Source organism: Maribacter thermophilus, from assembly GCF_001020565.1.
GTDB classification, from domain to species: domain Bacteria; phylum Bacteroidota; class Bacteroidia; order Flavobacteriales; family Flavobacteriaceae; genus Maribacter; species Maribacter thermophilus.
This window is the reverse complement of the sequence record NZ_LDAS01000001.1, coordinates 3633783-3658768: the sequence shown is the minus strand read 5'-3', so window position 1 is coordinate 3658768 and position 24986 is coordinate 3633783. Positions and strand designations below refer to the sequence as shown.

At 34.7% G+C, this 24986-nt stretch carries 27 protein-coding genes; 25 read left to right on the top strand and 2 right to left on the bottom strand.

What is annotated here, in order from left to right; translation table 11 throughout:
- Positions 1-144: 144 nt before the first annotated feature.
- The 11 genes from AB657_RS18255 (at position 145) to AB657_RS15825 (ending at position 10146) form a co-directional block, all read left to right on the top strand.
- Positions 145-441 carry a tyrosine-type recombinase/integrase gene (locus tag AB657_RS18255; RefSeq protein WP_198146932.1) on the top strand — a complete coding sequence of 99 codons (297 nt, stop codon included), beginning with the start codon at positions 145-147 and terminating at the stop codon, positions 439-441.
- 43 nt (positions 442-484) lie between these two features.
- A complete protein-coding gene (locus AB657_RS15870) occupies positions 485-1561 on the top strand; it encodes a leucine-rich repeat domain-containing protein (RefSeq protein WP_047247396.1) in 1077 nt (358 codons plus the stop codon).
- A 155-nt stretch (positions 1562-1716) separates the two neighbouring features.
- A complete protein-coding gene (locus AB657_RS15865) occupies positions 1717-2175 on the top strand; it encodes a hypothetical protein (RefSeq protein WP_047247395.1) in 459 nt (152 codons plus the stop codon).
- A 35-nt stretch (positions 2176-2210) separates the two neighbouring features.
- Entirely contained in the window at positions 2211-2414 is a 204-nt protein-coding gene (locus AB657_RS15860) for a hypothetical protein (protein WP_157491774.1), read from the top strand.
- 195 nt (positions 2415-2609) lie between these two features.
- Positions 2610-3782 carry a serine hydrolase domain-containing protein gene (locus AB657_RS15855; RefSeq protein ID WP_157491772.1) on the top strand — a complete coding sequence of 391 codons (1173 nt, stop codon included), beginning with the start codon at positions 2610-2612 and terminating at the stop codon, positions 3780-3782.
- Between the two features lie 254 nt (positions 3783-4036).
- Positions 4037-5248, top strand: coding sequence for a DUF3089 domain-containing protein (locus AB657_RS17750; protein WP_052958725.1), 1212 nt, complete (start codon positions 4037-4039; stop codon positions 5246-5248).
- A gap of 295 nt (positions 5249-5543) precedes the next feature.
- A complete protein-coding gene (locus AB657_RS15845) occupies positions 5544-6245 on the top strand; it encodes a hypothetical protein (RefSeq protein WP_047247392.1) in 702 nt (233 codons plus the stop codon).
- 14 nt (positions 6246-6259) lie between these two features.
- On the top strand, positions 6260-7156 hold the full coding sequence (locus tag AB657_RS15840) for a hypothetical protein (protein WP_047247391.1): 897 nt from the start codon (positions 6260-6262) through the stop codon (positions 7154-7156).
- A 210-nt stretch (positions 7157-7366) separates the two neighbouring features.
- The gene (locus AB657_RS15835; protein WP_157491770.1) at positions 7367-8635 is read left to right on the top strand and encodes a hypothetical protein; all 1269 of its coding nucleotides are present in this window, start codon (positions 7367-7369) and stop codon (positions 8633-8635) included.
- Positions 8636-9072: 437 nt separating this feature from the next.
- Positions 9073-9600, top strand: a complete 528-nt coding sequence (locus AB657_RS15830) for a hypothetical protein (protein ID WP_157491768.1) — start codon at positions 9073-9075, stop codon at positions 9598-9600.
- Positions 9601-9669: 69 nt separating this feature from the next.
- Positions 9670-10146, top strand: a complete 477-nt coding sequence (locus AB657_RS15825; protein WP_047247389.1) for a cupin domain-containing protein — start codon at positions 9670-9672, stop codon at positions 10144-10146.
- A 431-nt stretch (positions 10147-10577) separates the two neighbouring features.
- Here AB657_RS15825 and AB657_RS15820 read toward each other — a convergent pair whose 3' ends face one another.
- Positions 10578-11207, bottom strand: a complete 630-nt coding sequence (locus AB657_RS15820) for a nitroreductase family protein (RefSeq protein WP_047248039.1) — start codon at positions 11205-11207, stop codon at positions 10578-10580.
- Between the two features lie 106 nt (positions 11208-11313).
- Here AB657_RS15820 and AB657_RS15815 point away from each other — a divergent pair, with 106 nt between their 5' ends.
- Together AB657_RS15815 and AB657_RS15810 are read left to right on the top strand one after the other, a co-directional pair.
- Complete coding sequence (locus AB657_RS15815; protein ID WP_047247388.1) at positions 11314-11664, top strand: winged helix-turn-helix transcriptional regulator; 351 nt, start codon at positions 11314-11316, stop codon at positions 11662-11664.
- A 760-nt stretch (positions 11665-12424) separates the two neighbouring features.
- Positions 12425-13258: an alpha/beta hydrolase family protein gene (locus AB657_RS15810; protein ID WP_047247387.1), complete on the top strand. Its 834-nt coding sequence runs from the start codon at positions 12425-12427 to the stop codon at positions 13256-13258.
- A 330-nt stretch (positions 13259-13588) separates the two neighbouring features.
- Here the strand turns inward: AB657_RS15810 and AB657_RS15805 are convergent, their stop codons facing one another.
- Positions 13589-13963 (bottom strand): winged helix-turn-helix transcriptional regulator, encoded by a 375-nt coding sequence (locus tag AB657_RS15805; RefSeq protein ID WP_232304897.1) that lies wholly within the window; start codon positions 13961-13963, stop codon positions 13589-13591.
- A 108-nt stretch (positions 13964-14071) separates the two neighbouring features.
- Here AB657_RS15805 and AB657_RS15800 point away from each other — a divergent pair, with 108 nt between their 5' ends.
- The 12 genes from AB657_RS15800 (at position 14072) to AB657_RS15745 (ending at position 24705) form a co-directional block, all read left to right on the top strand.
- Positions 14072-14452, top strand: a complete 381-nt coding sequence (locus tag AB657_RS15800; protein WP_047247385.1) for a DoxX family protein — start codon at positions 14072-14074, stop codon at positions 14450-14452.
- Between the two features lie 364 nt (positions 14453-14816).
- Positions 14817-15395 (top strand): uracil-DNA glycosylase family protein, encoded by a 579-nt coding sequence (locus AB657_RS15795; RefSeq protein WP_047247384.1) that lies wholly within the window; start codon positions 14817-14819, stop codon positions 15393-15395.
- A gap of 251 nt (positions 15396-15646) precedes the next feature.
- On the top strand, positions 15647-16300 hold the full coding sequence (locus tag AB657_RS15790; RefSeq protein ID WP_047247383.1) for a peroxiredoxin-like family protein: 654 nt from the start codon (positions 15647-15649) through the stop codon (positions 16298-16300).
- A gap of 436 nt (positions 16301-16736) precedes the next feature.
- Entirely contained in the window at positions 16737-17498 is a 762-nt protein-coding gene (locus AB657_RS15785) for an SDR family NAD(P)-dependent oxidoreductase (RefSeq protein ID WP_047247382.1), read from the top strand.
- 15 nt (positions 17499-17513) lie between these two features.
- Positions 17514-18437, top strand: coding sequence for a helix-turn-helix domain-containing protein (locus AB657_RS15780; protein WP_047247381.1), 924 nt, complete (start codon positions 17514-17516; stop codon positions 18435-18437).
- A gap of 363 nt (positions 18438-18800) precedes the next feature.
- A complete protein-coding gene (locus tag AB657_RS15775; RefSeq protein WP_047247380.1) occupies positions 18801-19592 on the top strand; it encodes an aspartate dehydrogenase domain-containing protein in 792 nt (263 codons plus the stop codon).
- Between the two features lie 182 nt (positions 19593-19774).
- Entirely contained in the window at positions 19775-20599 is an 825-nt protein-coding gene (locus AB657_RS15770; RefSeq protein ID WP_047247379.1) for an AraC family transcriptional regulator, read from the top strand.
- 137 nt (positions 20600-20736) lie between these two features.
- Positions 20737-21117 (top strand): VOC family protein, encoded by a 381-nt coding sequence (locus AB657_RS15765; RefSeq protein ID WP_047248038.1) that lies wholly within the window; start codon positions 20737-20739, stop codon positions 21115-21117.
- A gap of 233 nt (positions 21118-21350) precedes the next feature.
- Positions 21351-21743, top strand: a complete 393-nt coding sequence (locus AB657_RS15760; RefSeq protein WP_047247378.1) for a hypothetical protein — start codon at positions 21351-21353, stop codon at positions 21741-21743.
- Between the two features lie 720 nt (positions 21744-22463).
- Entirely contained in the window at positions 22464-22862 is a 399-nt protein-coding gene (locus AB657_RS15755; RefSeq protein ID WP_047247377.1) for a nuclear transport factor 2 family protein, read from the top strand.
- Between the two features lie 95 nt (positions 22863-22957).
- Positions 22958-23533, top strand: coding sequence for a YdeI/OmpD-associated family protein (locus AB657_RS15750; protein ID WP_047247376.1), 576 nt, complete (start codon positions 22958-22960; stop codon positions 23531-23533).
- 251 nt (positions 23534-23784) lie between these two features.
- Complete coding sequence (locus AB657_RS15745; RefSeq protein WP_047247375.1) at positions 23785-24705, top strand: hypothetical protein; 921 nt, start codon at positions 23785-23787, stop codon at positions 24703-24705.
- Positions 24706-24986 lie beyond the last annotated feature (281 nt).

The following is a 24986-nucleotide window of genomic DNA, read 5'->3' as shown; positions in this document are numbered from 1 at the left end:
TCAAAGGTTCGAATCCTTTCGCGATCACCACACTCAGAAAACCATGCCCGCAAGAGCATGGTTTTTTGTTTTTGCAAAAAACCAAAACGAAAGTTTGAGGTTTTGGAAAAAACAACGGACTAGGGCGACAGCCCGTGGTTTTCTATTTGCACCGTTGATAAAAAAGGAACACCGAAGGTAATCCGTACCAAAAAGATAACACCACATACCTTACGACACTCTTTTGCCACCCACTCGATAGAAAACGGTGTTGGTTTAAGGTACATACAAGAACTATTGGGCCACACAAAGCCTGAAACAACCATGATCTATACACATGTTGCACAAAAAGATATTGCAGGTAAGAAGCCCGTTGGACATTGCCGTAGAAAAAATAACAAAAGCCGACAAGCGAGAACAAAATGTCTCGATAGCCCGGCACAAAAAAGGATAAAAGTGTAAATTAGGGGTGATATAACAAGTTAGCAGTTATTTGACCAAAGATATGGGAGCATCATTTAGAAATAGATTTTTTTTAGATATTAGAAAAGATATCAAATTAGAAAGATCCGAATTTATTGCCCGACTTGAGGGTTTAGATAGAATTCAGGTTAGAGCTGAGGAATTTGCTGATATTTCAAAAGAAAATTGGAAATTGTTTAAGGAAATTTACGCGATCAGACCTAACATACCATTCAGAATTTTTGCAGGCATTAATTTTGACATTTCTAAAATTATTCACTTTGATTTTTTGCAAAACATTACAATTGAAATTAGCGGAAATATTAAAAATTTGAAACTACTTAAATCATTTCCTGAATTGACATCTTTATCAATTATTTCAGACAAAATAGATGATTTAGAATTTCTCAAATCTTTAAATAACCTAAAAGAATTTCGCCTATCTCAAAGTTCGAAAAGAACTAAAAACATTGATTTATTTCCCATTTCGCACTTGAAGGACTTAACACTATTAAGTTTAAGTGGATATGATAAGAATTTAATGAACCTTTTTAATAACCTGAACAAGTTAGAAACTTTGCATTTAAAATCTATAAGTTCTGTAAAATCATTGGATTTTATTTCGCATATCCAGACATTAAAAAAAATAATTATCCAGTTGGGTGGTATCTATGAGCTATCTACATTAGAAAAATTAAAGAATGTTCAGTATCTGCAATTGTGGAGAATAAATAAATTAGAAGACATTTCATTTATTTCCAATATGACGAATCTTCAATTTATAAATCTGGAAACTTTAAACAAAATAGAAAAATTTCCATCAATTATTAATTTAACAAAGCTCAGAAGAATACTTGTTGCTTCTTGTAAAAATATGATTGATTTTAAAGCACTAAACTCTTCAAAATCACTAGAAGATTTTATCTATCAAAACGCAAAAAACCAACAGGTGTCAGATTTTTTACCTGTTATTACTAACCCTCAAATAAGAAACATTGGAATTGGATTTCCAAGAGTTTCTGAACAAAAGATAATTGAAAGGTTGTTTAGTGAAAATCAAAAAAGCGGAATGACACATCAATATCCATCATTTAAAGAAGAATTTATTTATGCCGAATAGAAAAAACAACTGCTAACAATGTATAAAAATAATAGCGGTTTAGTCGCTAAAACGAAAATGAAATTTATAAATTAAACGACAGTAACAAACGGAATGGTAGGTGCCTAAATATCCGCTACTATTCTTATACGAGACCGTTATCTGCAAGCTCAAAAATGACACCAGAAAGACAAATACAAATTGCCGAATCATTCTCTTCTGAATTTGCTGAAGCTGAATTGGACATCGATTTGACAGAAAGTGAGATTGGACTTCTGGAACGTGGAATTTTTGCGGACAGTATGGACGAAAAATGGAACGTATTCGTTACGAATGGATTTTTATATTGCGCACGGAGTTGGTCGGATAAGTGTATTTACAAAGCATCTTATGAAACTAATGGACCAGTCACTAAACTAACTAAGCTAAAAGTAAGTAGAGATTCGTTTGAATACAGAAGTAAGGACTTAATTTACGACACTAACTTGTTCAAGAAAATGCTTCAAATGTATCTGAATAGAAAAGATTTATATTCAGACGATAGAATTAATCTTCCGCTTATCAAGAAAACTCTTGAAAAATATAGCGGACAAAACGAGTTGACAAAAATATCGGGTCTCAAAGTAAAGAATTGAACTTATCCATCTACGATTCTCTATTAAAATCAAATTTGGACTATTTAAAAATCGTTGGACTTGAAGAACTTAAAGTGGAATTGAAAAACTACAAAGATGAATACGAGCTATTAAGTTTACACATTTTCAACAATCAAAATCCAAATTCGGCGGCTACATACTTTTTCAATAAAGAAGGGACTAAAATGCTTGGAAAAATACAAATCGTGCGGGAAAAGCCAGCAGATAACAAAGCCTAAACGTAATGCGGACTTTAGGGCAAAACCGAAAGGTCTGTGTATATTTATAAAGTCGCTAAATTGAAAATTACGCGCCAGCGAAATATTCATAATTAGCTTTGGACAAAAAAGGAAAAAGCAAAACCAAAAGATTTCGCTAAGTGCATGGCGGAAAGCAAACGCTAGTTTGCTCCCGTACTGTTCATAGCTAAACCGTTGGCAGCAATAAAAGCAAACTATATGAGAATATTATGTATCTTATTTGTTTTGAGTCTTTTTTCGTGTAAAAATGAAAACAAAGAAAATGATACAAAGAAATCTGAATTTACAGACCTTCAAATTAAACTAGATTCCCTATATAATTCTTATTTTGACAAAAATAGTCCAGGAGCAGCGATATTAGTTTTATACGACAATAAGAAAGTTGTCAATAAAGGTTATGGTTTGCGTAATCTTGAAACTAAAGAACCCATAACACCTTCAACTAATTTGAGATCGGGGTCAATGGCTAAACAATTCACCTGTCTTGGTCTATTAAAACTAATGGAGGAAGGTAAGCTTTCTTTAACTGATACAATTTATCAATACTATCCTTATCCAATATTTAAAAATGTAACAATCGAACAATTCATTTCGCATACTTCTGGAATTGAAGATGCCGATTGGATAATAGAAAATAGCACAAAAAACTCAAGCGAATATGTACGTAATGAAGATTTAATTGAATGGTATGCGAACAATAATGTAATACGTTTTGCACCAGGAACCGCATTTGAATATAATAATGGAACTTACGTTACGCTAGCTCAAATTATTGAAAAGGTGAGCGGAATGAGGTATGAGGATTATATTAAAAAGCATGTGTTTGAAAAGGCTGGAATGAGTCGAACTCAATTTATTGATGATGCTGATTCATCAAAAATTCCTGAATATGCTTATCGTTACCAAAGAGACAGCCTTGGGCAATGGCAATCGGTAGAAGGTCATCCAATGGACGAAGTAACAGGAGCTGGAGGTGTATATTTCAGCTTAGATGATTATGCGAGGTATATTGTAAACCATCGTAATAAAACAATAGTAAAAAGTGAATCAAATGAATTGATTTTTAAGCCAATTTCAATGAATATAGAATTGCATTCCGAGGATTTGAAAATATTAAAAGGAACAGAATCATCTTACGCTATGGGCTGGGAAATAACTGACTCTATGGCTTTATCTGCTGGACTTTGGTTTGGAACACAAAGTTTTGTGATTTATGAGCGAAAGCGGCCATTAACCATAGTAATGCTAGCTAACAACGATGATTTTTTTAAAAATAGACTAGTAGATAAAACCTATTCAATTGTTAACGATTATTTTAATAAAGCTGCTAAAAATGTGTATAAGTAATAGCGGATTAAGTGATAAAACGAAAGTACTAACTTAAAATCGTGGTCAGCGGTAAACTGAAAAAGTAAGAAGAAGAAAGCTGCTACTTTCTATATACCAGACCGTTAGCAATAAATAACCCCTGTCTACGTTCAAATAGCACAAATTGGATATTGCCATAACACAAAATCGTACTGACTATTTTAAAAAAATAATTGAAATACAATTAATCCATTTACTTTAAAAAAGTCAAAGCCCCATCAATACCCCAAGAAATGAAAAACTTTTATACATATTTACTACTATTTTTTATTCTCTCTTGTTCATCAAGTCAAGATGAGCAAAATCCTGTGTCTAATGTTATAGAAATTCCTATTTCAACAACTAACTATAATAGTCTGACTAACTGGTATTTTCATCCCAATCAACCTTTTAATTTTTTGAAAACTAATGATTTGGATATTGCTGTAATTGATGAAAATTTAAATATTACTTCTAACATTGAGGTTAGTAATAATGCCGATATAAATACGGGTATTGATGTGTTTTGGGTACACCCGACCCATCTTGAAAATCCGCCTACATTTCCAAGTACCGTATTAATTGATAATCAAGACACAAATTATATCGGCCTAACAATCTTAGCTCAAGGAGCATTGTTGGCAAAGTATGGTCGATTTTATGCGCCAAAATATAGGCAAGCCACACCTGCATCCTTTTTAAGTACTGTACATACAGAAGAAGAAAGGGCTGCAGGTTTACTAGAAGCCTATTCCGATATAAAGGCTTCTTTTCAAAATTACTTAGACAACCATAATAATGGCAACAAGATTATTCTTGCCGGGCATTCTCAAGGATCATTCCTTTTGGCAATGTTAGTAAGAGACCTTTTTGACACCAATCCAGAATTACGAGAGAAGTTAGTAACGGCCGCCTTAGGAGGAATGGGTTATGTTTATTCCCTTGATAATTCAACATTAGGTGGTTGGTGGCAAAATATAGGTCTTTGTAAGACCATTAGTGAGTGTGGTTGTGTTCATTACTGGAGAAGTTATGAAAATGATAAAAAGATACCGGAACCGAATACAACCTTCCCATCGTATAGCGAGACTTTAGAAAAGAGTGGATTGATATATCGTATAACGGATGAAAACAATGATACTTTTTTCCAAGATAGTTTAATTTTTGACACCCAAAGTAGCCCATTACGCTATATAACACCAGGTAATCCGTATAATTTTAGTAATGGTGCAAATTTTGTGGCTTTTGACAATATGTATACAGCTCGTTTTAAAAGAGAATCTAGTATAAGAACAGGTTTGGCAGTTAGCTACATTGCAAACACATCTGACCAAAGACCTAACGAATTAGAAGATATAGAAAGCTCCATTATCTTTACAGACGGTGATTTTCATGTTAAAGATTACCATATTTATATATGGGCATTGATGCAACAAATTGATGAAAAAATTAATACATGTTTATAGCATTATACATACGAACCCCCTAATACTTATACCATCAATTTAATGAGAACCAAACTTAAGATGTATAAAAAATGGGGCGATAAGTGCGTAATAAACAAGCTTGGGCGTATTGGTTAAGTCGCTAAATTTTTAAATTTGAAGATTTCCAATAAAAAAGATAGATAGTACAATTTAAAAACTTGGCTTGTGTTTATTCCGAAAAGTTTTCGCTTATTTTTAGGGCAACTCTTCATATACAGAGCCTTTGTGTATAATTTGAAAAGGACATAGAACTATTAATTCAAGTAAAGTCAAATTGAATATATTCTCTTATCATTTAGTCGAACTTCCCTTTTTCGTTGCGGCAAAGAGAATATTCTCGAATTCAATTTCCAAAAACACGAAAGGACTGATTTACTCCGAATACATGACGGCAATGACCCTAGGTTCACCAATTTTTTCTCCCTCTAGGGTTTTAATAGGACAAGTAGCAGTTTTTATGCAATGGGAAAATGAAACTGTACTCGAAAACTATTTGAAACAAGACCGTTTTGGAAGAATTCTAGCAAAGGGCTGGCATGTTCGTATGTCTTTTATTAGAGAATGGGGAAGGTTTAGTGGAATCAAAATACCAGACTATAAAGACAAATTGGACAGTCCAAATTCACCAGTAGTTGCGGTAACAATAGCAAGAATGAAACCCTTTGCAGTACCCAGATTTATCCATTGGGGAAGACCTGTAGAAAAACTAGTAAGAGACCATCCAGGAACTACTCTTTCATTGGCATCAGTAAAGTTTCCAAATACCGTCTCAACTTTTTCAATTTGGAAAACGGAAAAAGAAATGACCGATATGGTTCATGGTCATAGTGCGGTTGAAAAACCTAAAAGACATTCCGCTGCAATGAAAGAAAGGGATAGAAAGAATTTTCATTTTGAGTTCGCAACTTTAAGGTTTAAGCCTATGTCAGAATTTGGTAAGTGGAAAGGGCAATCAAATTTTATTCGCAACACATAAGAGTTCTAGTAAAAATGGGAATAGCGTATAAAAATCAAAGTATACAAGATTGGATTACTCAGCAATGGGTCATTGTTTTTGGGAAGAAAATTGATAAAACAGAACACAATTGGCTTTTAGGTCCTTTTGGAGACACAAATGGTATTGGTCAAAAATTTATCAAGCAATTAGCAGAAAAAGAACATTTGCTTATTGACAACAAAAAAAAGGACAAAGGATTAATTGAATCAATTGACCAACTAAACCTGACTACGAATGAATTAAACGCTTTATCCCCAGATGTGATCGACTTCTATCAAAACACATCAAATTATGACCTCCGACTAAAAGCAAAATGGAATCCATTATTTAAAGGGTTTGGTATTTTAGTAAGAATATTTTTCAGTAAAAGAATACAACAACTAAATGTTCCTATTCAGCAAGTAAAGGACGCATCGGAATTGACAAGTGAAATAATTCAACTATTAGATTCTAAAACAAATGATATCAAAAGGACAGTTTGGCTTCGCACATTTAAATCAACAGATCAAATAGTATATTCAGGTGTTTATGAAACTTGTACAATACCATCAGGCAAGACATGTATCAAGGCAATTTTTCCTTTGCCAAATGGAAATGCAACAGTTATTTTAACTCCTAAAATTGGGAAGAAGGGCGAACTCATATTAGATTCAGCAGGACAAAAAATTGGAGATAGCGGGTTCTACTTTTTACTAAAAGACTCAAAAGGGCAACTATGGGCTAAGTTCATTAAATCATTTAAAGACAAGTTAGTTGTCAGAAGTGTGGATGATAGTATTACTGCCACACAAACTTTAACCTTATGGAATTTAAGAGTTCTGAAATTCGAATATAACATAAAAAAAACTACATACAACACAACCTATAAACCATACGGGCTTCGGGCTTAATCGAAAGGTTTGCGTATTTTTATGAAGTCCGCCAAATCTTTGGGATTTTGCTTTTTAGCAGGACAAAGAAAAAAAGAAAACCAAAAAATTTCGCTATGTGCGTGGCGAAAAACGAACTTTCGTTTACACTTGCACCGACCACACGTAAACTATTGTATGTAAGATAATTAAACCTTACTTAAAAAATACTGTCCTATAAAAAATAAATCTATGAGACAGACAGTATTACTTTTTATGATTAGCTGGCTTTTCGTACAGTGCTCAAAAACAGACGATAATAGCGCAATTGATATTCCTGATTCTGAAAACGATATAAGAGTTGGGGATTTTTCCGTAAACTATGTTAACCCCGAAATTTCTCCTAGGGATAATTATATGATTTGGATAGAAATTGATACTACAAGTGGTGTGTCGGGAAAAGTCTGGCAATGTGGTATAGATCCAAACACAGGAGATTTAATTCCTTCAAATGGAAAAGGCTATAGTCCATTTACCTCGAATATTTATGCGCGTCCTGCAGATTGGGGAATAGATAACTTAGGCGTTTATTATGTCGGCGCTACAACTTCAGGACAAATAAAAATGGTACGGCCAACAAGCCCTACCACTGCATCCGTTACTAATATTGCCGCACCAATTGACAATAAAAGAAGGGTTTTCTACCCATCGCAACTTCCCAACGAAAACAAAAGATATGTAATCTACATATTAAATGATGTTATCAATGGTTTTTCTTCAAATTATCCTCAAAACAAAAAATTTCAGCTACGTCTTCTTGATCTGGACAACCCGACAAATGATTATTTGATAGAGGAACAACCGAGCGTGTATCCTCTTATTGTACCGATGGATGTCATTGTCCCGCGATGGATCAAAGGCAGTTCTTACCTTACCTATGGGTTTAAAGATAGTAATGGCATCGTTCAAGCAAAAGAATTTAATGCTTTTACGCCAACTGTTGCCGCTATTCCCGTAACAGATGATTCATCCAATAAAGTTGATGGCAATACAATGTTAAATCCATATAACGGAAACCAATATTTTATGAGTGGCATCAATGCAACAAATACGGCACATGTATATAAAAGAACATCTTTTGGCTCTATGTTCGTTAAAAATCAAACAGTTACACCAACTTCGGCAAATCTTGACACGCCTTCGCTAAACCAATCGCACGAACCTTTTATTTATAATGGTCAGCTGTATTCTGCATTTCAAATTAATAACAGTGGAAACAATTTTTCGCAAACAGCGTTTAACAGACCTGGTGAAATTTGGTTAACTACGTTAGATGATCCAGACCAACAAATGTGGCTATTAAGTGCCTTTGATAGTACTCTTAATGTATCGGAACCCGAAGTTTATGTTGGTAATGAAAAAGTATGGGTATTTTATTCTGCAGCCACATTAGATGACTCTCCTTCTTTTATAAATAGAAAGTATCAATTGAGAAGATGTGCAACAGCTATAAATCACTGATATTAAACATAATTTTTTGTATTAAAAACAATCAAGAAAAATTTATTGGCACCTATGTTCATTAAAAATAGATTGTATTTTGTTTTATAACCAATAGCGGACATGGTTTAATATACACAGCCGAAAGTTATACTTTTATGAAAGTAAATTATTGAACATTTAAACTATATAAGTTCTACCCACAACAACTTGCACAACTCATTGCTACCCTTCCCGACTTTTTAAAATTTCCTATTTTTAATAAAACAAAGGTCGAACGCAAAGATGTACAACCGGTGGCTTTCTCCGCAGGCCAGAGGCAAAGGCCAATAACTTTCGCTACTGCACCGCCCCGGCCACAACACCACCGTACCCAAGACTGTCGGCAACCATTTTAAACAGTAACTTCTTATAAACACACCGAATGATGAAAAATGACAATTAAAAAGAAAAAAATCATGAATTTCTCTATACTAATAGTCGTGCTTCTTCTAATGATCGTTACAGTAGGATATATTTTGCCTTCGGAAAGAACCGAACAACGGAGAAGTGTTTATGATATATCGCAAAAAAGACTCTTTGAAATTGTCACAAATAACAATGATTTTTCCTACAGAAGCGACTTGAAAGATCTAGTAATACTAAATTCGGAAAAAGGAATTGAAACTTGGGAAGAAGTCTCAAAAAATGGGCAGAAAATAACATTTAAGACTATTAAGAAAGTACCTTACTCCTATTATGAAATTGAAATAATAGAAGCCAACGGATTTAAGGGGTATTGGAAGAGTGAATTTAAAATAATCAATGAAAATAAAACCGAATTTATTGCGACCGAACATATCATTATAAAAAATCCGATTAAAAGACTTTTATCTTATATTTTTTTTGACATCGGAGAATTTATGGATACATTCCAGAATGATTTAAGAAAAAAAGTAGATAACATAAAAGTAAAAACGGTTGCCAACAACATATATAAAAATTAGTGTAAATCTATGCCTATACAAAGGTTTGGACATTTTTACCAAGTCGCAAAACATTAAACTTTAAAAAAAATGAAAAAATTAATATTACTTCTGTTTATACTAGTAGCTGCACCCGTATTTTCACAGGACTCTGATTACAATATACACTCATATCTTACCGAAGGAGCAAAAGCACCCAATACACATTATATAGGAGAAGCTTGGTTGAATGCCATTATTCACGATGACGAAGAATTGGGTTACAATATCACAAAAGCAACTTTTAAAGCGAACTCAACATTGGACTGGCACAAGCATGGTTCTGCCCAAGTCTTAATAATTGTAGATGGAGAAGCTTATTATCAAGAGAGAGGAAGTAAGCCCGTAATCTTGAAAAAAGGCGATGTAATTAAATGTGAGAAAGAGATAGAACACTGGCATTCCTCCACGAAGTATAATGATGTAACATACCTGGCCCTATATGGTGGTGAACAACCAACTACTTGGACCGAAGTAGTTACACAAGAGTATTATGATGAAGTAGCCGAAAAGCTAAAAAGCAATTAAAAATAGCCAACACTTAAACATCAAGACACTCTAAAAAAATGCCAACGTACAACAACACCTAAACCTAATGCAGAGTTTAGGACTTAATCGTTGAGTTTGTGTATTTTTATGATGTAACTAAATTGAAAATTACGCGATAGCGAAATATTCAATTTTAGCTTTGGACATGAAAAAATAAAATTAACCAATAAACTTCAGCTTCGTGTGCAGACGAAAACTGGCCAGCGGACCAACTAGCCCACTGCCGTGGCAAATGTCGCACCTCCGCACTACACTTGGCCCAACCCTCTGTGGTACTACTCACTTCCATTTAATGGCTTAACACAACAATACCTTTTTTACCTACATAAGAAATTTCATAAAATGGTCGTCCAATGACCAAAAAACTACTTGATTTTATACAAGCAGTCTTGGTCATATGGTTCAAATATTTAGCCAACCTTAGTGCAAAACTCTTGAATCGGTATTCTCACTTTTTTAAGTTTGGCCAGATAGTCGTTTTCTTCATCTCGGTAGCCCAATGCGAGCAAAACGACACTTTTTAATTTTTTTTCTTTCAGTCTTAATATTTTGTCAAATTTTTCAGCATCGAAACCTTCCATTGGCGTAGCATCTATTTTTAACGCTGCAGCGGCAATTAAAGCAGTTCCTAAACCAATATAAGCCTGTTTTGCCGACCAAATAAAATTTTCGTCATCGGTTCTAGCCAATAAATAATCTCTAATCGTATTCTTGAAATTCGTTAGTTCCTCTACAGGTGTTTCTCTTTCCTTGGCAACAAATTCAATATAATTATCTATGGTTTCCCCATTGATCGAATCAAAGGCGGCAAAAATCAAAAGATGTGAGCATTCGGCAATCTGTGAGTTAAATGAACCCTCACCTAATTCCTTTTTCAATGCTTGATCCTCAATAACGAAAAGTCTATAGGTTTGCATTCCAATGGAAGATGCAGAAAGGTTTATTGCTTCTACTATTTTCTCTAGATCATCATTTGCAACTTTTTTATTGCTATATTTTTTTGTGGCATATCGCCATTTTAAATCGTCTATTAATTTCATTTTTTTAGTCTTAAAATTAAAACACGAAAATACAGCCATACATGTTACTTTTAGTAACTTACGACTCAAAAGTAATAGTAACATTCGAGTAACCAAGTAACTTATCATGGAGATGGAAATAGAACCGATAAAAGAATGTAGCCAAACCATATTAGCAATCCACGATGTAATGGATTTATTTAAAGGCAAATGGAAAATGTCTATTATCGCTTGCCTATGCTATAAAAAAATGCGCTATTCTGAACTTTTAAGGGAAGTAAAAGGAATCTCTGGAAGAATGTTGAGTAAGGAATTAAAGGAATTGGAAATGAACGAACTTATTACAAGAAACGTATTAAATACCCAGCCAGTGGCCGTAGAATACGAAATAACAGAGTATGGGGCTACACTTAAAAATTTGACCAAGACAATTGCCAAATGGGGCCTGAACCATAGAAGAAGAATAATCGGAAAGTAACTATGGACACTACCACCAATACGGATAAAATTGCAGGCAAAGCCGGTTTACGAAAACTTGAATACCTCCGATGGTCTCACTGAAGTATTAAAAAATGTACTACCTGTTCCGTAACTTATTCCACCTTGTTTAATTACGATGATAAAATGTAATTCTTTAGATAAATAAAACCCTATACATTAGAAGTGTACTGAAGGATTCAAAAGGTCGAATTTTAATATGGAACAATAGCATTAACACTATACTTAAAAAAGGGTATTCTATAGCTCATTTCTCAAAAGAACAAGGAAGGTTGACTACAATAAATGAGTTTGAAACAAACATTAAAGCACAACCATGTGTTAAAACACAGTATTACAATCCGTTTTTGCCATTAAAGAAGACTTAGAAAGAAATATTTGATTTGGAGTTAAAAATTCTGGGAGCTTTGAAATATGACGACCAAAATAAAAACGTACCATTATTGGAATGGTAGAAGGTGGAGTTTAAAACGTTAATGGAACAATCATAAAAGAAGCCTGCATATAACCTATTGCCTCCGATTGTCCATTTAAAAACCCCTTGTATAGAACAAAGAACCATTTTTGTTTATTAAATTAGTGGTTAAACCCATCGTAACCACTCATAACCAAACCATTGTGCCCCTTAAAAAACCAACCATTGCCCCATGATAAAACTGTATTAAGGGAATTAGGCAAAGTTTGTATTTGGAAGAATTTTGATCGTACCTTGAATAAACCATGGGAACAAGCAACGAAAAATGAAAGAAATTGATATAGAACATAACTCCGGAACATTATCGGCAACTTTGTTTGATGACAAAAGAAGTGAAACCGTTCTGATTATTGCATCGGCAACGGGAGTAAAACAGGAGTTCTATCTTAAATTCGCCAAATACCTCGAAAATAAGGGGATTACGGTTATCACATTTGACTATAATGGTATAGGACGTTCTCTAAAAAAACCTATTAAAGAACTACAGACCAATGCTGCCGATTGGGGCAGAAATGATTTAGAAAGTATCATACGATACGTTATAAACAACTACCCAAGTTCTAAGAAGGTAATTCTTGGGCATAGTATTGGAGGGCAACTAATAGGACTTGCCGAATCATCCTATAAATTGGACAAAGTAATTTTAGTAGCCGCACAATCCGGTTATTGGAAATACTGGAAAGGAATTGAAAGAATAAAAATGTGGTTTAATTGGTATATTCTTTTTCCGATTCTTCTAAAAACTTTTGGTTATTTAAAATCCAAAAGAATTAGCGGCATGGAAAATCTACCGAAAAATGTAGCTGAACAATGGCGAAATTGGGGCAAGCACAAAGACTATATTTTTAGCGACAAATCTATCAAAGAAACCTTCTACCAAACCATAGAAGCAGATATGACCGCCTATAGCATAGACGATGACAACTTTGCCCCCAAAGAGGCAGTTCAATGGATGACCGATAAATATAAGAATGCCAAAAGAAAATCGGTACACTTAAATCCCATTGATTTTAAAGCAGGTAAAATTGGACATTTTGGAATGTTCAAAGAACATTTTAAAAACACCATTTGGCCACAAATCTTGAACGAAATAAAATAGCCGACTGCTAACGAAGACCCTATAACATGAGGCTAAGATCCTGCATTAACCATCTGGGGTCATTTATTGTAACAAGATGCAACTATAAGCAGGCCAAAAGATACATTTGTGCAACACATCGCCCATGAAATGGCAGGTAAAATAATCGAAGCTACCATGCCCAGCGAAAAATAAAAAACGACAAAACCCTCAAAACCACCGCCATATATTGTAGCTATATACCAAAATAAAACATGGATCAATGACAAATTTATAGGTGGCAAAACCTATGGGTGTTTACACAACTACATCATAGTAAAAGCCCTTGCAGTTAAGTAAACCAAAAGCAGGTTAGGCATCATCTGAGTTTACTACCACAGATTCTTTGCCAAAAATTTTTTTTCTATGATTAACACCCCATTTATGCAATTCCAGTATAACTTTTTCCAATGTTTTGGAGTGCTCCGTAGCCGCATATTCCGTTCTTACCGGAAAACCATTTAAAACAGTTCTAGTAATTAACTGGTTTTCTTCCATATCCTTTAATTCCTTTGATAATACTTTGGTACTTAATTTTGGAATACTACGTTCAATTTCCCTAAAATGCTTATTACCTTCCCAGATTGAAATTAAGATTAAAATCTTCCATTTACCACCTATTATATCCAAGGTATCCCTTACAGGTAACAAAGCGGACATACATTCTTTGTGTTCTTTCTTTTTCATCACTATTGGTTCGTGATTACCTGTAGGTTACTGGTTACCTATAGGTATCCGATTACTAATGGTTATCAAAAATAATTAAGTTTGACCTATTAATGATAACTATTTAAAATGAAAAACAAGGTTCTTACAGTTTTATGTATTCTTTTCGGATTAATGATGATTAATTCAGGTTTAAACAAATTCTTCAACTATATGCCAATGCCGGAAATGTCTGAAGAAATGATGCAAGTAATGGGCGGGTTTATGATCATAAAATGGATTTTTCCACTTGTGGCCATTGTCGAGATCGTTGGTGGAGCCCTAATCGCAATTCCTAAAAAAAGAGCCTTGGGCGCCATCGTAATCCTTCCTGTTACGATAGGCATTTTTGTGCATCATTTAGTACACGATATAGCAGGTATTACAATAGCAATAATTTTATTGGCCATCAACATTTGGGCGATTATTGCCAATTGGGACAAATACAAACCAATTATAGAAAATCGATAAAGAAAATATGATCGACTACTGTAGCGGACGATCAACTTGGCGATGGTTTAAAAAGACTAAAACCCACAAATAACCAAGTAAAAAACAAACAAATTCTTCCTAGGCACAAGACATTACCATTCTAGGCTCATTGAATAAAAAATATATTCTTTGAGCTTTTTTTAATTAAACCTCCCTAATTTTAAACAGACAATTGTACCACTATGCAATAAAGAGGTATAAGGCTTTTAAGTGCTGGTTAGCGGTCAACCACAAAGGATGGGTGCCTAAATCCTGTACAGGATAAATTTGGATAAAGGGCACTAAACTGATATCCCAAAAAAACATTGAGCCAAAATTTCATGTGTTTTCCTATTTTTATGTAATGGACGAACTGCTCAAAGAAATCAGAAAATGTACTGTTTGCAAAGATTTCTTGCCCTATGGACCAAGACCTATAATTCAAGCCAGTAAAACATCAAAAATTGTAATTATCGGACAAGCGCCCGGTATTAAAGTACATGATACAGGAATACCTTGGAATGATGCAAGTGGTAAAAATTTAAGAGAGTGGCTAAACGTGAGTGAAAAAACATTTTATGATAAAGCCCATTTTGCCCTAATACCGATAGGATTCTGTTTTCCCGGAACAGGAAAGTCGGGCGACTTACCGCCAAGACCGGAATGTGCACCATTGTGGCATAAACAGTTATTGGAGTCAATGACCGAAATAAGACTAACAATATTAATCGGCCAATATGCCCAAAAATATTACCTCAAAAATCTAAAAAAAAGAACTTTGACCGAAACAGTCAAAAACTACGAAACCTATTTACCAGAATACTTACCATTGCCACATCCTTCACCACGAAACAACATATGGCAAAAGAAAAATAGTTGGTTTAAAGAAGATATTTTAAAAATATTGCAAGAAATAGTAAAAGAAACATTACATAAAGATTGAAATGGGCAGCTCTCATAGGAAAAAAGAACCGTGGTAAAAAACAAACAAATTCTTCCTAGGCACAAGACATTACCATTCTAGGCTCATTCAATAAAATATTTACTACCAACACAGCTTATAAAACATAGAAAAACAACTACAATAAAGAAAGGTTTTGGTCTTTTTTCATACTAAGTCTTCGATCTTAGTTATTAAAGGTAATTAACACCTTATATGAATTTGATATTTAGCCATCTATAATTAAAGAAACAATGCAAAAACTGAAAGAGCAAACCGATGCCAAAATTGCCGAAGGAAGAAAAAAGAATCCTGAATTTATGAAAGGCGTCGATGATATAATTGCTAAAGCAAAAGCTTTTCAACAAGGAGAAAATGCTATTAAAATAGGGGAAAAAGCCCCAGATTTTGAATTGCCCGACCCCCTGGGCAACCAAATATCATTATCTAGTTTATTAAATGAGGGGCCACTTGTTATTACTTTTTATCGCGGCAGTTGGTGTCCGTACTGTAATTTACAGCTTAGAGCTTTACAGAACAGGTTAAGTGAAATTCAAACACTTGGTGCCACATTGGTTGCCATAAGCCCCGAAGTACCTGACTCATCAATGACGAAAAATGAAATTAGTGAGATGGAATTTACCGTATTGTCAGATCAAGATGCAAAAGTTGCCTCACAATACGGAGTTGCCTGGGAAGTTCCCGAGTTTTTATTGGAGCATATGAGAATAGACCGCAACCTTGATCTAAAAAAAATAAATAACGGAAACAGCAATGTATTACCCATTCCGGCGACCTTTGTATTGGGAGTCGACGGAATAGTTAAATGGAACTATGTCAATGTTGATTATAGAACCCGCTCAGAACCTGACGAGATAATAGAAGTTTTGAAAAACATATCAAAATAAACTATCCACAGTATATGGCGATGAAGCATAGATCTAACCATTTTTTTATGTTTCATTGCTATAAACATGGTTCTTAACACCCAAAAAAATAATTGCAAAAAATGACTAAATAGGTTTAGAAAGCATTAGGCGCAATAAGCACAATTGTCTTGATCTTATGGTCAGGTTCGCCTTTCATTAAAAAGATGAAAACTATTTCTTGACCCAAGATCATTACCTTTATAAGCTCACTGAACTAAAAAACAGGTTCTTTGAGCTTTTTTATTACCCCCTAATTTTACCTAGGCAACCATAAAAATAATGGGCATTGATCGGTTTACCCCTTTTGTTGGTATTTTTTTAAGGGCAATGTCAAATTTGACTTCAACAAACATAGATTAGACTAAAATTGTCTCATCATATGCCCCCACTTTTGTAGAAATAAAAACTACAAAAGATGAAAAAAAGTAAAACTGCATTAATTACGGGGGGAAGCAGAGGTTTGGGTAAAGATATGGCCCTTAACATTGCAAAAAAGGGTATAAACGTAATCATTACCTACCATTCGAACGAATCAGCGGCAAAAGAAGTCGTATCACAAATTATCAAAATTGGGCAAAAGGCCAAGGCAATCCGATTAGACACCGGCAACATCGAGTTATTCGATGCGTTTTTTAACGAATTAAACACGTATCTAAAACAAGAAAATGGCGACCCTAATTTTGACTTTTTGATAAATAATGCCGGTTCGGGTATTTACGCACCGTTTTTAAAAACCACCGAAGAACAGTTCGATCAAATGTTCAACATTCATTTAAAAGGAGTTTATTTTCTAACACAACGAGCATTGACCTATATGAACGAAGGTGGCAGCGTCATTAACATCTCGTCCGGTTTGACCCGGTTTACTTTTCCAAATTCTTCCGCTTATGCTTCAATGAAAGGAGCCATTGAAGTATTTACCCGATATTTGGCGAAGGAATTAGGTTATAAGGGCATTACTGCAAACGTTGTGGCTCCTGGGGCCATAGCAACCGATTTTGCAGGTGGAGACACAAAAAACAATGAACAAAAAAGGAAAATGTTATCCAGTATTACACCCTTGGGCCGCGTTGGGCAACCCGAAGATATTGGAAGCGTGGTCGCCTTTTTATGTTCTGACGAGGCGCAATGGATAAACGGACAACGCATAGAAATTTCGGGCGGGGCCATGTTATAGCACAAATTGCACAATATGAAAAACAAGAGGATACAAAAAGTGGAGACCATTTCGCAGTTTCATCAACTTAGAGGATTGCAACCTCCGCATCACCCATTGATCAGCCTAATAGACTACAGCTTAATAAAACACACGCCCGAAAACAGCAACATAAGTTGGCTCCAAAACTATTTTACTATTGGGTTAAAAAGAAATATTTCGGGAAAATACCGGTACGGACAAAAATCGTATGACTTTGACAATGGTTTAATGTCCTTTTTTGCCCCCAATCAAATTTTACAAATAGAGTATGTTGAAAATGAAACGAACAAAGAGCCCTCAGGATGGCTTTTGATTTTTCATCCTGATTTTCTTTGGGGCACGTCTTTGGCAACTAAAATAAAGGAGTATGAATTTTTTAATTATGCCATAAACGAATCGTTGTTCTTATCGGACAAGGAAGAAAAGACAATACTCGATATTTTAAAGAAAATTGAAACCGAATATAAAACCAATATCGATGCTTACAGTCAAAATATCATTATCTCGCAAATTGAATTGTTGCTCAATTATTCCCAAAGATTTTACCAACGACAGTTTATAACCCGCAAAAAAAACAATCACGAAATTTTAACCCGATTAGAAGACCTGTTGTCCGAATTATTCGATACAGAAACTACGATGAACAACGGTATACCTTCGGTTAATTTTGTTTCAGACAAATTAAATTTGTCCCCTACGTATTTGAGCAGTCTACTAAAAAATTTAACAGGGCGATCCACACAACAATTAATACACGACAAACTTATTGAAAAGGCAAAAGAAAAATTGACAACCACCACTTTGACCATTGGTGAAATCGCTTTTGAATTAGGTTTTGAACACCAACAATCTTTCAGCAAATTGTTTAAATCCAAAACAAATTATTCCCCATCAAAATACCGAGCATCATGTAACTAGACAAAACACGGTCTCCCGCAACAACCAATGGCAGTTTCACCTCGTAATTTATACCCGAAAAAAATATCTTGGGCCCGCGGGCACGCCCCCAATTACCTATGAGCACTACAATCCTGTCAACATGCCGCCCTACCCTTTTATGAGCCTTTATAAAACCAGAAACGCAACCTTGAACCATTTAAAATTCGCCAATGGGCATACAGAAGAAATTACATGACCATAAACGCCCCAAATACTACAATGCATAAAACGGCAGCGCTGCTGTTATCTCATTTTCAAACCTTTAATCGGCCATACGTTCAGTTAAAATTTTTATCCTAATTTTAGATAAAATTTTTAACTAAAAAAAACAAAAACGACCCCGTGAGAGTAGCGATAATAGGCTTTGGAAATATTGGAAAATATCTTGCAGAATGGATAGTTAACGACCCCGGTTTTGAATTAAGATATGTAGTAGCTAGAAAAGAAATTGATGCCGAAAAAATTGGTCTTAAATATAAGTCCATAAAATTCAGAAAAGAAATTACTTCAGAGCTGATCAATGATGTTGATATTATTATTGAGTGCGCAAACAAAGAAGTGGTATCACAGTTATTGAAATTTGAGGAAATAGACCGTATTGGTCTGAAACTTATCGTTATCAGTACCGGCGGACTCTACCAAAACAAAGAGGTTATAAAAAGATTAAAAAACTGTGAGATCGTTATCCCGGTAGGCGCCATTGCGGGGCTAGATGCCATAAAGGCCGTGAACGATGAAATTACCTCCATCAATCTAAAAACTACCAAACACCCCAAAAGTTTAGAAGGGGCACCGTTTTTTGACCAATCGGAGATCGACCTATCATCAATTAACACGGTCCAAACTATTTGGGAAGGCCGTGTAGACGAGGCAATAAGCCAATTTCCTAAGAATATAAATGTTGCCGCAAGTATCTATTTTGCATCTAAATGCGAAGACCTAACAATTAAAATCGTTGCCGACCCCAACACTAGCAGCAATATGCACGAGATAACCTGTGAAGGTGGTTTTGGAAAAATATATACACGTACCGAGAACAAACCGAGCCCCACCAACCCTAAGACCAGTTTCTTAGCGGTTAAAAGTGTGGTAAGTATTCTCAGAAACATGAATTCCAGTATAAAAATCAACTAAAACATAGCTTTATCAAGAACGGTAATTTTCCGTACCGCATAATTCAGGTTCTATTAAAAATAGGTGTTACCTTAGGTAACAATTGTAAATAAAGACGTGGACAGATAAATGAAAACGTTCGATATCAGCGTTGCAAAAAGAATTTGTTTTTTCAAGAGAACACCCGGTTAAAAACGGGTATAATGCAAAAAACAGTGAATGAACTAAAATTCATAAAGCAATATTACAAACCGATCCAACCAACAGTTTCGGCGAACGGTAACGATATATTCTATCAAGAAATAAGACCGAATAAGGTCATTGAAAACTTCGTTTACTGTTTTTGGCAACTTAAAACCCGTTATACCTTAAACCAAGATTATTGCTATAGAGTGGTATCTGACGGTTGTATCGATATATTTTTTGACCACAAGCACCCCAACGATAATTTTGTAATGGGATTTTGCCAAAAATATGTTCAATTTCCGATCGGAAAAGATTTTGATTATATCGGCATTCGCTTTTTACCCACGGCATTTCCTCATTTATTTGGAATCAATGCCAAAACCTTGAGCAATAAATCCGAAGAACTAAACAAAGTCACCCCCGGCTTTTCCAATTTGATCAATACACGGATTTCATCTTCCGATTCCTTTGAAAGTATAGCGCAAGTACTGAACCAACAAATAGTTGAAATTTTAAAAACCAGAACAATTCGTTACGACCAACGATTTTTAGATGCCTTAAACCTTATTTTTCAAAAGAACGGCCATTTAGATACCGAAAAAGACCTTAACACAGGATTAAGTCCGAGACAGCTCCGAAGAATTTTCAACTATTATATCGGCACAACCGCAAAATCGTTCAGTAACGTCGTGCGCTTTCAGCATATTCTAAATACCAAACCTTCAAAACAAAGTCTAAAAGAAAACAAGCTCTATTTTGATGTTGGTTTTTTTGATCAAGCCCATTTTATCAAAAATTTTAAAACATTTTATGGGGTAACACCCTCAGAAGCCTTCTGCTAAGTTTGTCCGATTTTTACAATGCCCAAGTTACTTACCGACCTAAATTTGAGGCATCAAAAACATTGACAATGAAATCATTAGTAGTAACCGCATTTGTTTTGACCTTCCAAATTTCAAATGCACAAACAACACACGAAATGAAACTTAACGCAGGAATAATTACCCACAAATTACAGGAAACCAAGAAATTCTACACCGAAGTTTTAGGCTTTGGAGTAAGTTTTGAAAATGAATTTTATGTATTGTTGCACACCCCGGGGCAATTGGCAGAAATCAGCTTTTTACAGCCGAACCACCCTAGCCAAAAACCTATTTTTAAATCGCCGTTCAATGGAAAGGGCGTTTATTTGACTATTGAAGTTGAAAATGTAGATAACGTGTACAAACGGTTAAAAGCCCAAGGGGTACATATAGAAATTGATATACGCGACGAACCATGGGGAGACAGGCATTTTGCAATCAAAGACCCCAATGGGGTAGGAATTGATATCGTCACCTACACAAAACCCGAAGAATAACGCATCTTGCACCTTTGTACACCCTTACAACAAATGCTTAGGTCAAATATCATGGCAACCCAACCTTAAGCGCACACAACCAGTATATACCTTAGGGGTGAAATTGCCTTTAAAAGCACCTATGAACAATTAGATAAGATCCTTGTTGGCATTCAAATTATTTCTCAATAAATTCACTTTATTAAAACATGGAACATTGCGCTTATAGCAAGGCGTTATATTAAACACAACCTATGAAAATAGTACTAAGTACAATACTATTGATCCTAACCTTTCATTGCAAAGCCCAAAATAGTGCCGGTGCTAAAGAAACAAATGATAGCTCTAAGGAGCATAAGCGATTAGTTAAAGATTCTAAGAAGTTGAAAACATTGGCATATAGTAAAGCTATCAAGAAATTTGGCAAGCCCTACGAAACAAGAAAAATAGAAATCTCGAACGAAACATTACGATCAATTTTTTCAGATGATTTGATAAGAGAACACTTTCCTGAAAATGCAAATAACCATATAGGATCCCATGTAATCGAAGCCAGCTGGAAAATGCTTTCGGAATCTTGGATTACGGTATGGTATAAATTGGAAAATAATAAATGGAAGCCTATAAATACTTTAACAACCATATAACAACAATGGTCTACAACAAAAATTAAACCCTATTTAAACATACGTGCCCTAATAGACCAAGTGAGAAGGCCAAACATTATGTACAGATAGCAAAAACATACATTGCAGTACCCCATTACGGGTGACTTCCATATTAAACAGAACCCGTAGAACCTAACGTTAACAACTCTATGATGAATTCTGTTCTTCAAGGCTTCAAATTCAAACATTAGTAACAAAATCAAAAAGCTCTATTTAGCGAACGGAGAACCTCCATCTATTTTCTAAATTAATTAAATTTATGTTGGTAGATACACTTGTTTTTTGTGCTACATAGTAGAAGACTTGTGTTGCAAACAAATAAACGGCCAACGGTAAGCTTATGGAAAAACTACGGTAGTGCCCCCAACAAATGCGTTAGTCAGTCCAATACATATGTATGGCTCTCTTCGGTTTTCTGTATTGTTAACCTGTGCCATGCTTACATATAAAAGGCAACCCTACATGGCTCAAAGTCCGTGTATTAATACTGGCGCCATTTTTTAATTAGTGGAAACTTATGCGATCAATACAAAAACAATGAATTTTAAAAACCAATAGGAGTACACGAACATCGTTTAAAACAATTCGCAGATTTACATTACTCGGCATGGGTCTATATTTATGCTATTGGAATGATAAATCACACATCATCGGGAAACAAATAATAAAGTATAACCATTAAAACACAATCAATAAAAAATGACTGCCAACGAGAATACCGTAGTACAATACCTAAGAATGTTAGAAAGTAGAACATCTTCTGATGAGCTCGATAATTTTTACCACCCAAATGCGGAACAAACCGAGTTTCCGAATACTTTGACAAAACAGCTTACCAATCGTACACTACAAGAATTAAAAGAAGCGGCCGAAAAGGGCTCAAAAGTACTGACTAAAGAAACGTACGAAATAAAAAACCTACTATCGATAGATAATACGGTGGTATTAGAGTGTGTATGGCATGGTACACTTGCCATACCTATTGGAAATATTGAAGCGGGCGGAAATATGAAAGCCTATTTTGCTCAAATTTTCGAATTTGAGGATGGTAAAATATACAGACAAAGGAACTATGATTGTTTTGAGGCGTTTTCTTAAATAGAAACAGAGGTTGTATATTTCCGTTTTAAACGGAAGCGAATACATCTGGCACGCAAGCAATTACCCCACTACATTCTTTCGAATATTTTATAATGGAAAAAGTAGACCAATACATCGAAAAGATAAAAAACTGGAAAGAAGAGACCATTCTGCTACGGGAAATTTGCCTGGATTGTAACCTGAAGGAAGATTTTAAATGGATGCACCCCTGCTATACCCATAAAGGCAAAAACATTGTTCTTATCCATGGTTTTAAAGAGTATTGCGCTCTACTCTTTATTAAAGGTGCTTTGCTGAAAGATACTGCACATATTTTGGTACGACAAACCGAAAATGTGCAGTCGGCCCGACAGATGCGCTTTACCGATACCCAAGAAATCATAAATCGTAAAACCGTCATCAAAGCTTATATTTTTGAAGCTATTGAAGTAGAAAATGCAGGACTGGAGGTAAAAAAGAAAAAGACGTCAGCATACAACATACCCGAAGAGCTCATACAGGCATTTGAGAACATCCAAGGTTTTAAATCTGCATTTTACAATTTAACCCCCGGGCGACAAAGAGGGTATTTGCTTTATTTCTCACAAGCCAAACAATCCAAAACCCGTAAATCTAGAATTGAAAGGTCTATCCCCAAAATATGGAACGCAAAAGGTTTAAACGATTAAATAACTTTGGTCTTATACCTAAAAGTTTTGAACTAGGCTAAAGCCCCATAAACATCTACCTCTACCAACATTGAGTCTGCACTGTATATATAAGAAAAATCGTTGCAAAGGTGAATGCAGGGCAATTTCTAATATGCCGACCAAAAATTAAGAACACTACACCCATAGTACAACACCAGAGCTTTTTTAAACAAAAATAAGTAACTTTAACTACTGATTTACAAACTATTAACAACACACAAGGTAACATTATGAAAAAGCCAACTTTAATGAATCCGATACTTGTTCTTTTGTTTTTCTCGACAATAGGAATAAAGGCACAAGAATCATGGATCGACAATTCTAAACATAGTGGTTTAATAGAGTTGAATACGGACTATCCGTTTAAAGTCTTGGTTTCAAATGACACTACGAACAACACGACCGAGACACTTAAAAACATGAACAATGCAAAACTTTATTTTGATAAAACTTTTCAAACCAATTTAAAATTTGCCGTTTTGTTCATAGAAAATAAAAAATGGAATACATACGCTTATTTTCCACCCCCTGGTTTACCACAAGCCGGAAGCGGGAATGTTATTCTAGGGTTAGACAAATCCATTGTTTCTATGGAAGTAGAAAAAATGCTAAAAAAATTGCCCGAACAGCATTTGGGCAAGCTAAAGTCTGTTTATGGAAACAACATAGATCTAGACCTATTTTATCGAGAAACACTATCAATTCATGAGCTTGCACACCTATATCATTTTAAAGAAGGTACCAAGCCCCAAAGAAAATGGTTACAAGAATTATTTGCCACAATGAGCATGTATGCTTTCATTAAGAACAACTGCAATACTTGTTACGATTTAATGGATACTTACCCTGAGTTTATGATAGCATCTGGAGACCAAATGGCCGAATTTAAAACCCTAAAAGACTTCGAAGAAAAATATGTTCAAAAGTTGACTCCCCAAAACTACGAATGGTTTCAAATGCAATTCTACAAAACTGCTAAATCAATAATTGACTCTAAAAACGATACTGTTTTATTGAAACTACTACACTTTCTAATTCGAACAGATCTAGACAAAACCCATAAACTTTCCGACATTGAACTAACAAGTCGATTAACGGAAGAAGTCGGAAAAGAAATGGGCGATATTTTAACTAACTGGAAATATAAATAGCTACCACCGAATATCATAACCTAATAAAACAAAAAAGAAATCTTACCTCAATTAAAGAATTTTGCCCTGGGCATCTACCAAATACACTATGGTATATATAAGTCGTCCTTTAAACCAAAACACCAAACAATTTATTGTAAAATTAACCTCATAAGGACTTCTTTTGTATATTGGCAGCACCTATAGTACCGCTATTTAAACCATTTAAATAATCTTTAAGAAAACTGATGAGAATATAAAAGTCGACCTTGTGCCCAATGTTTTGATCTACATTTTTTACG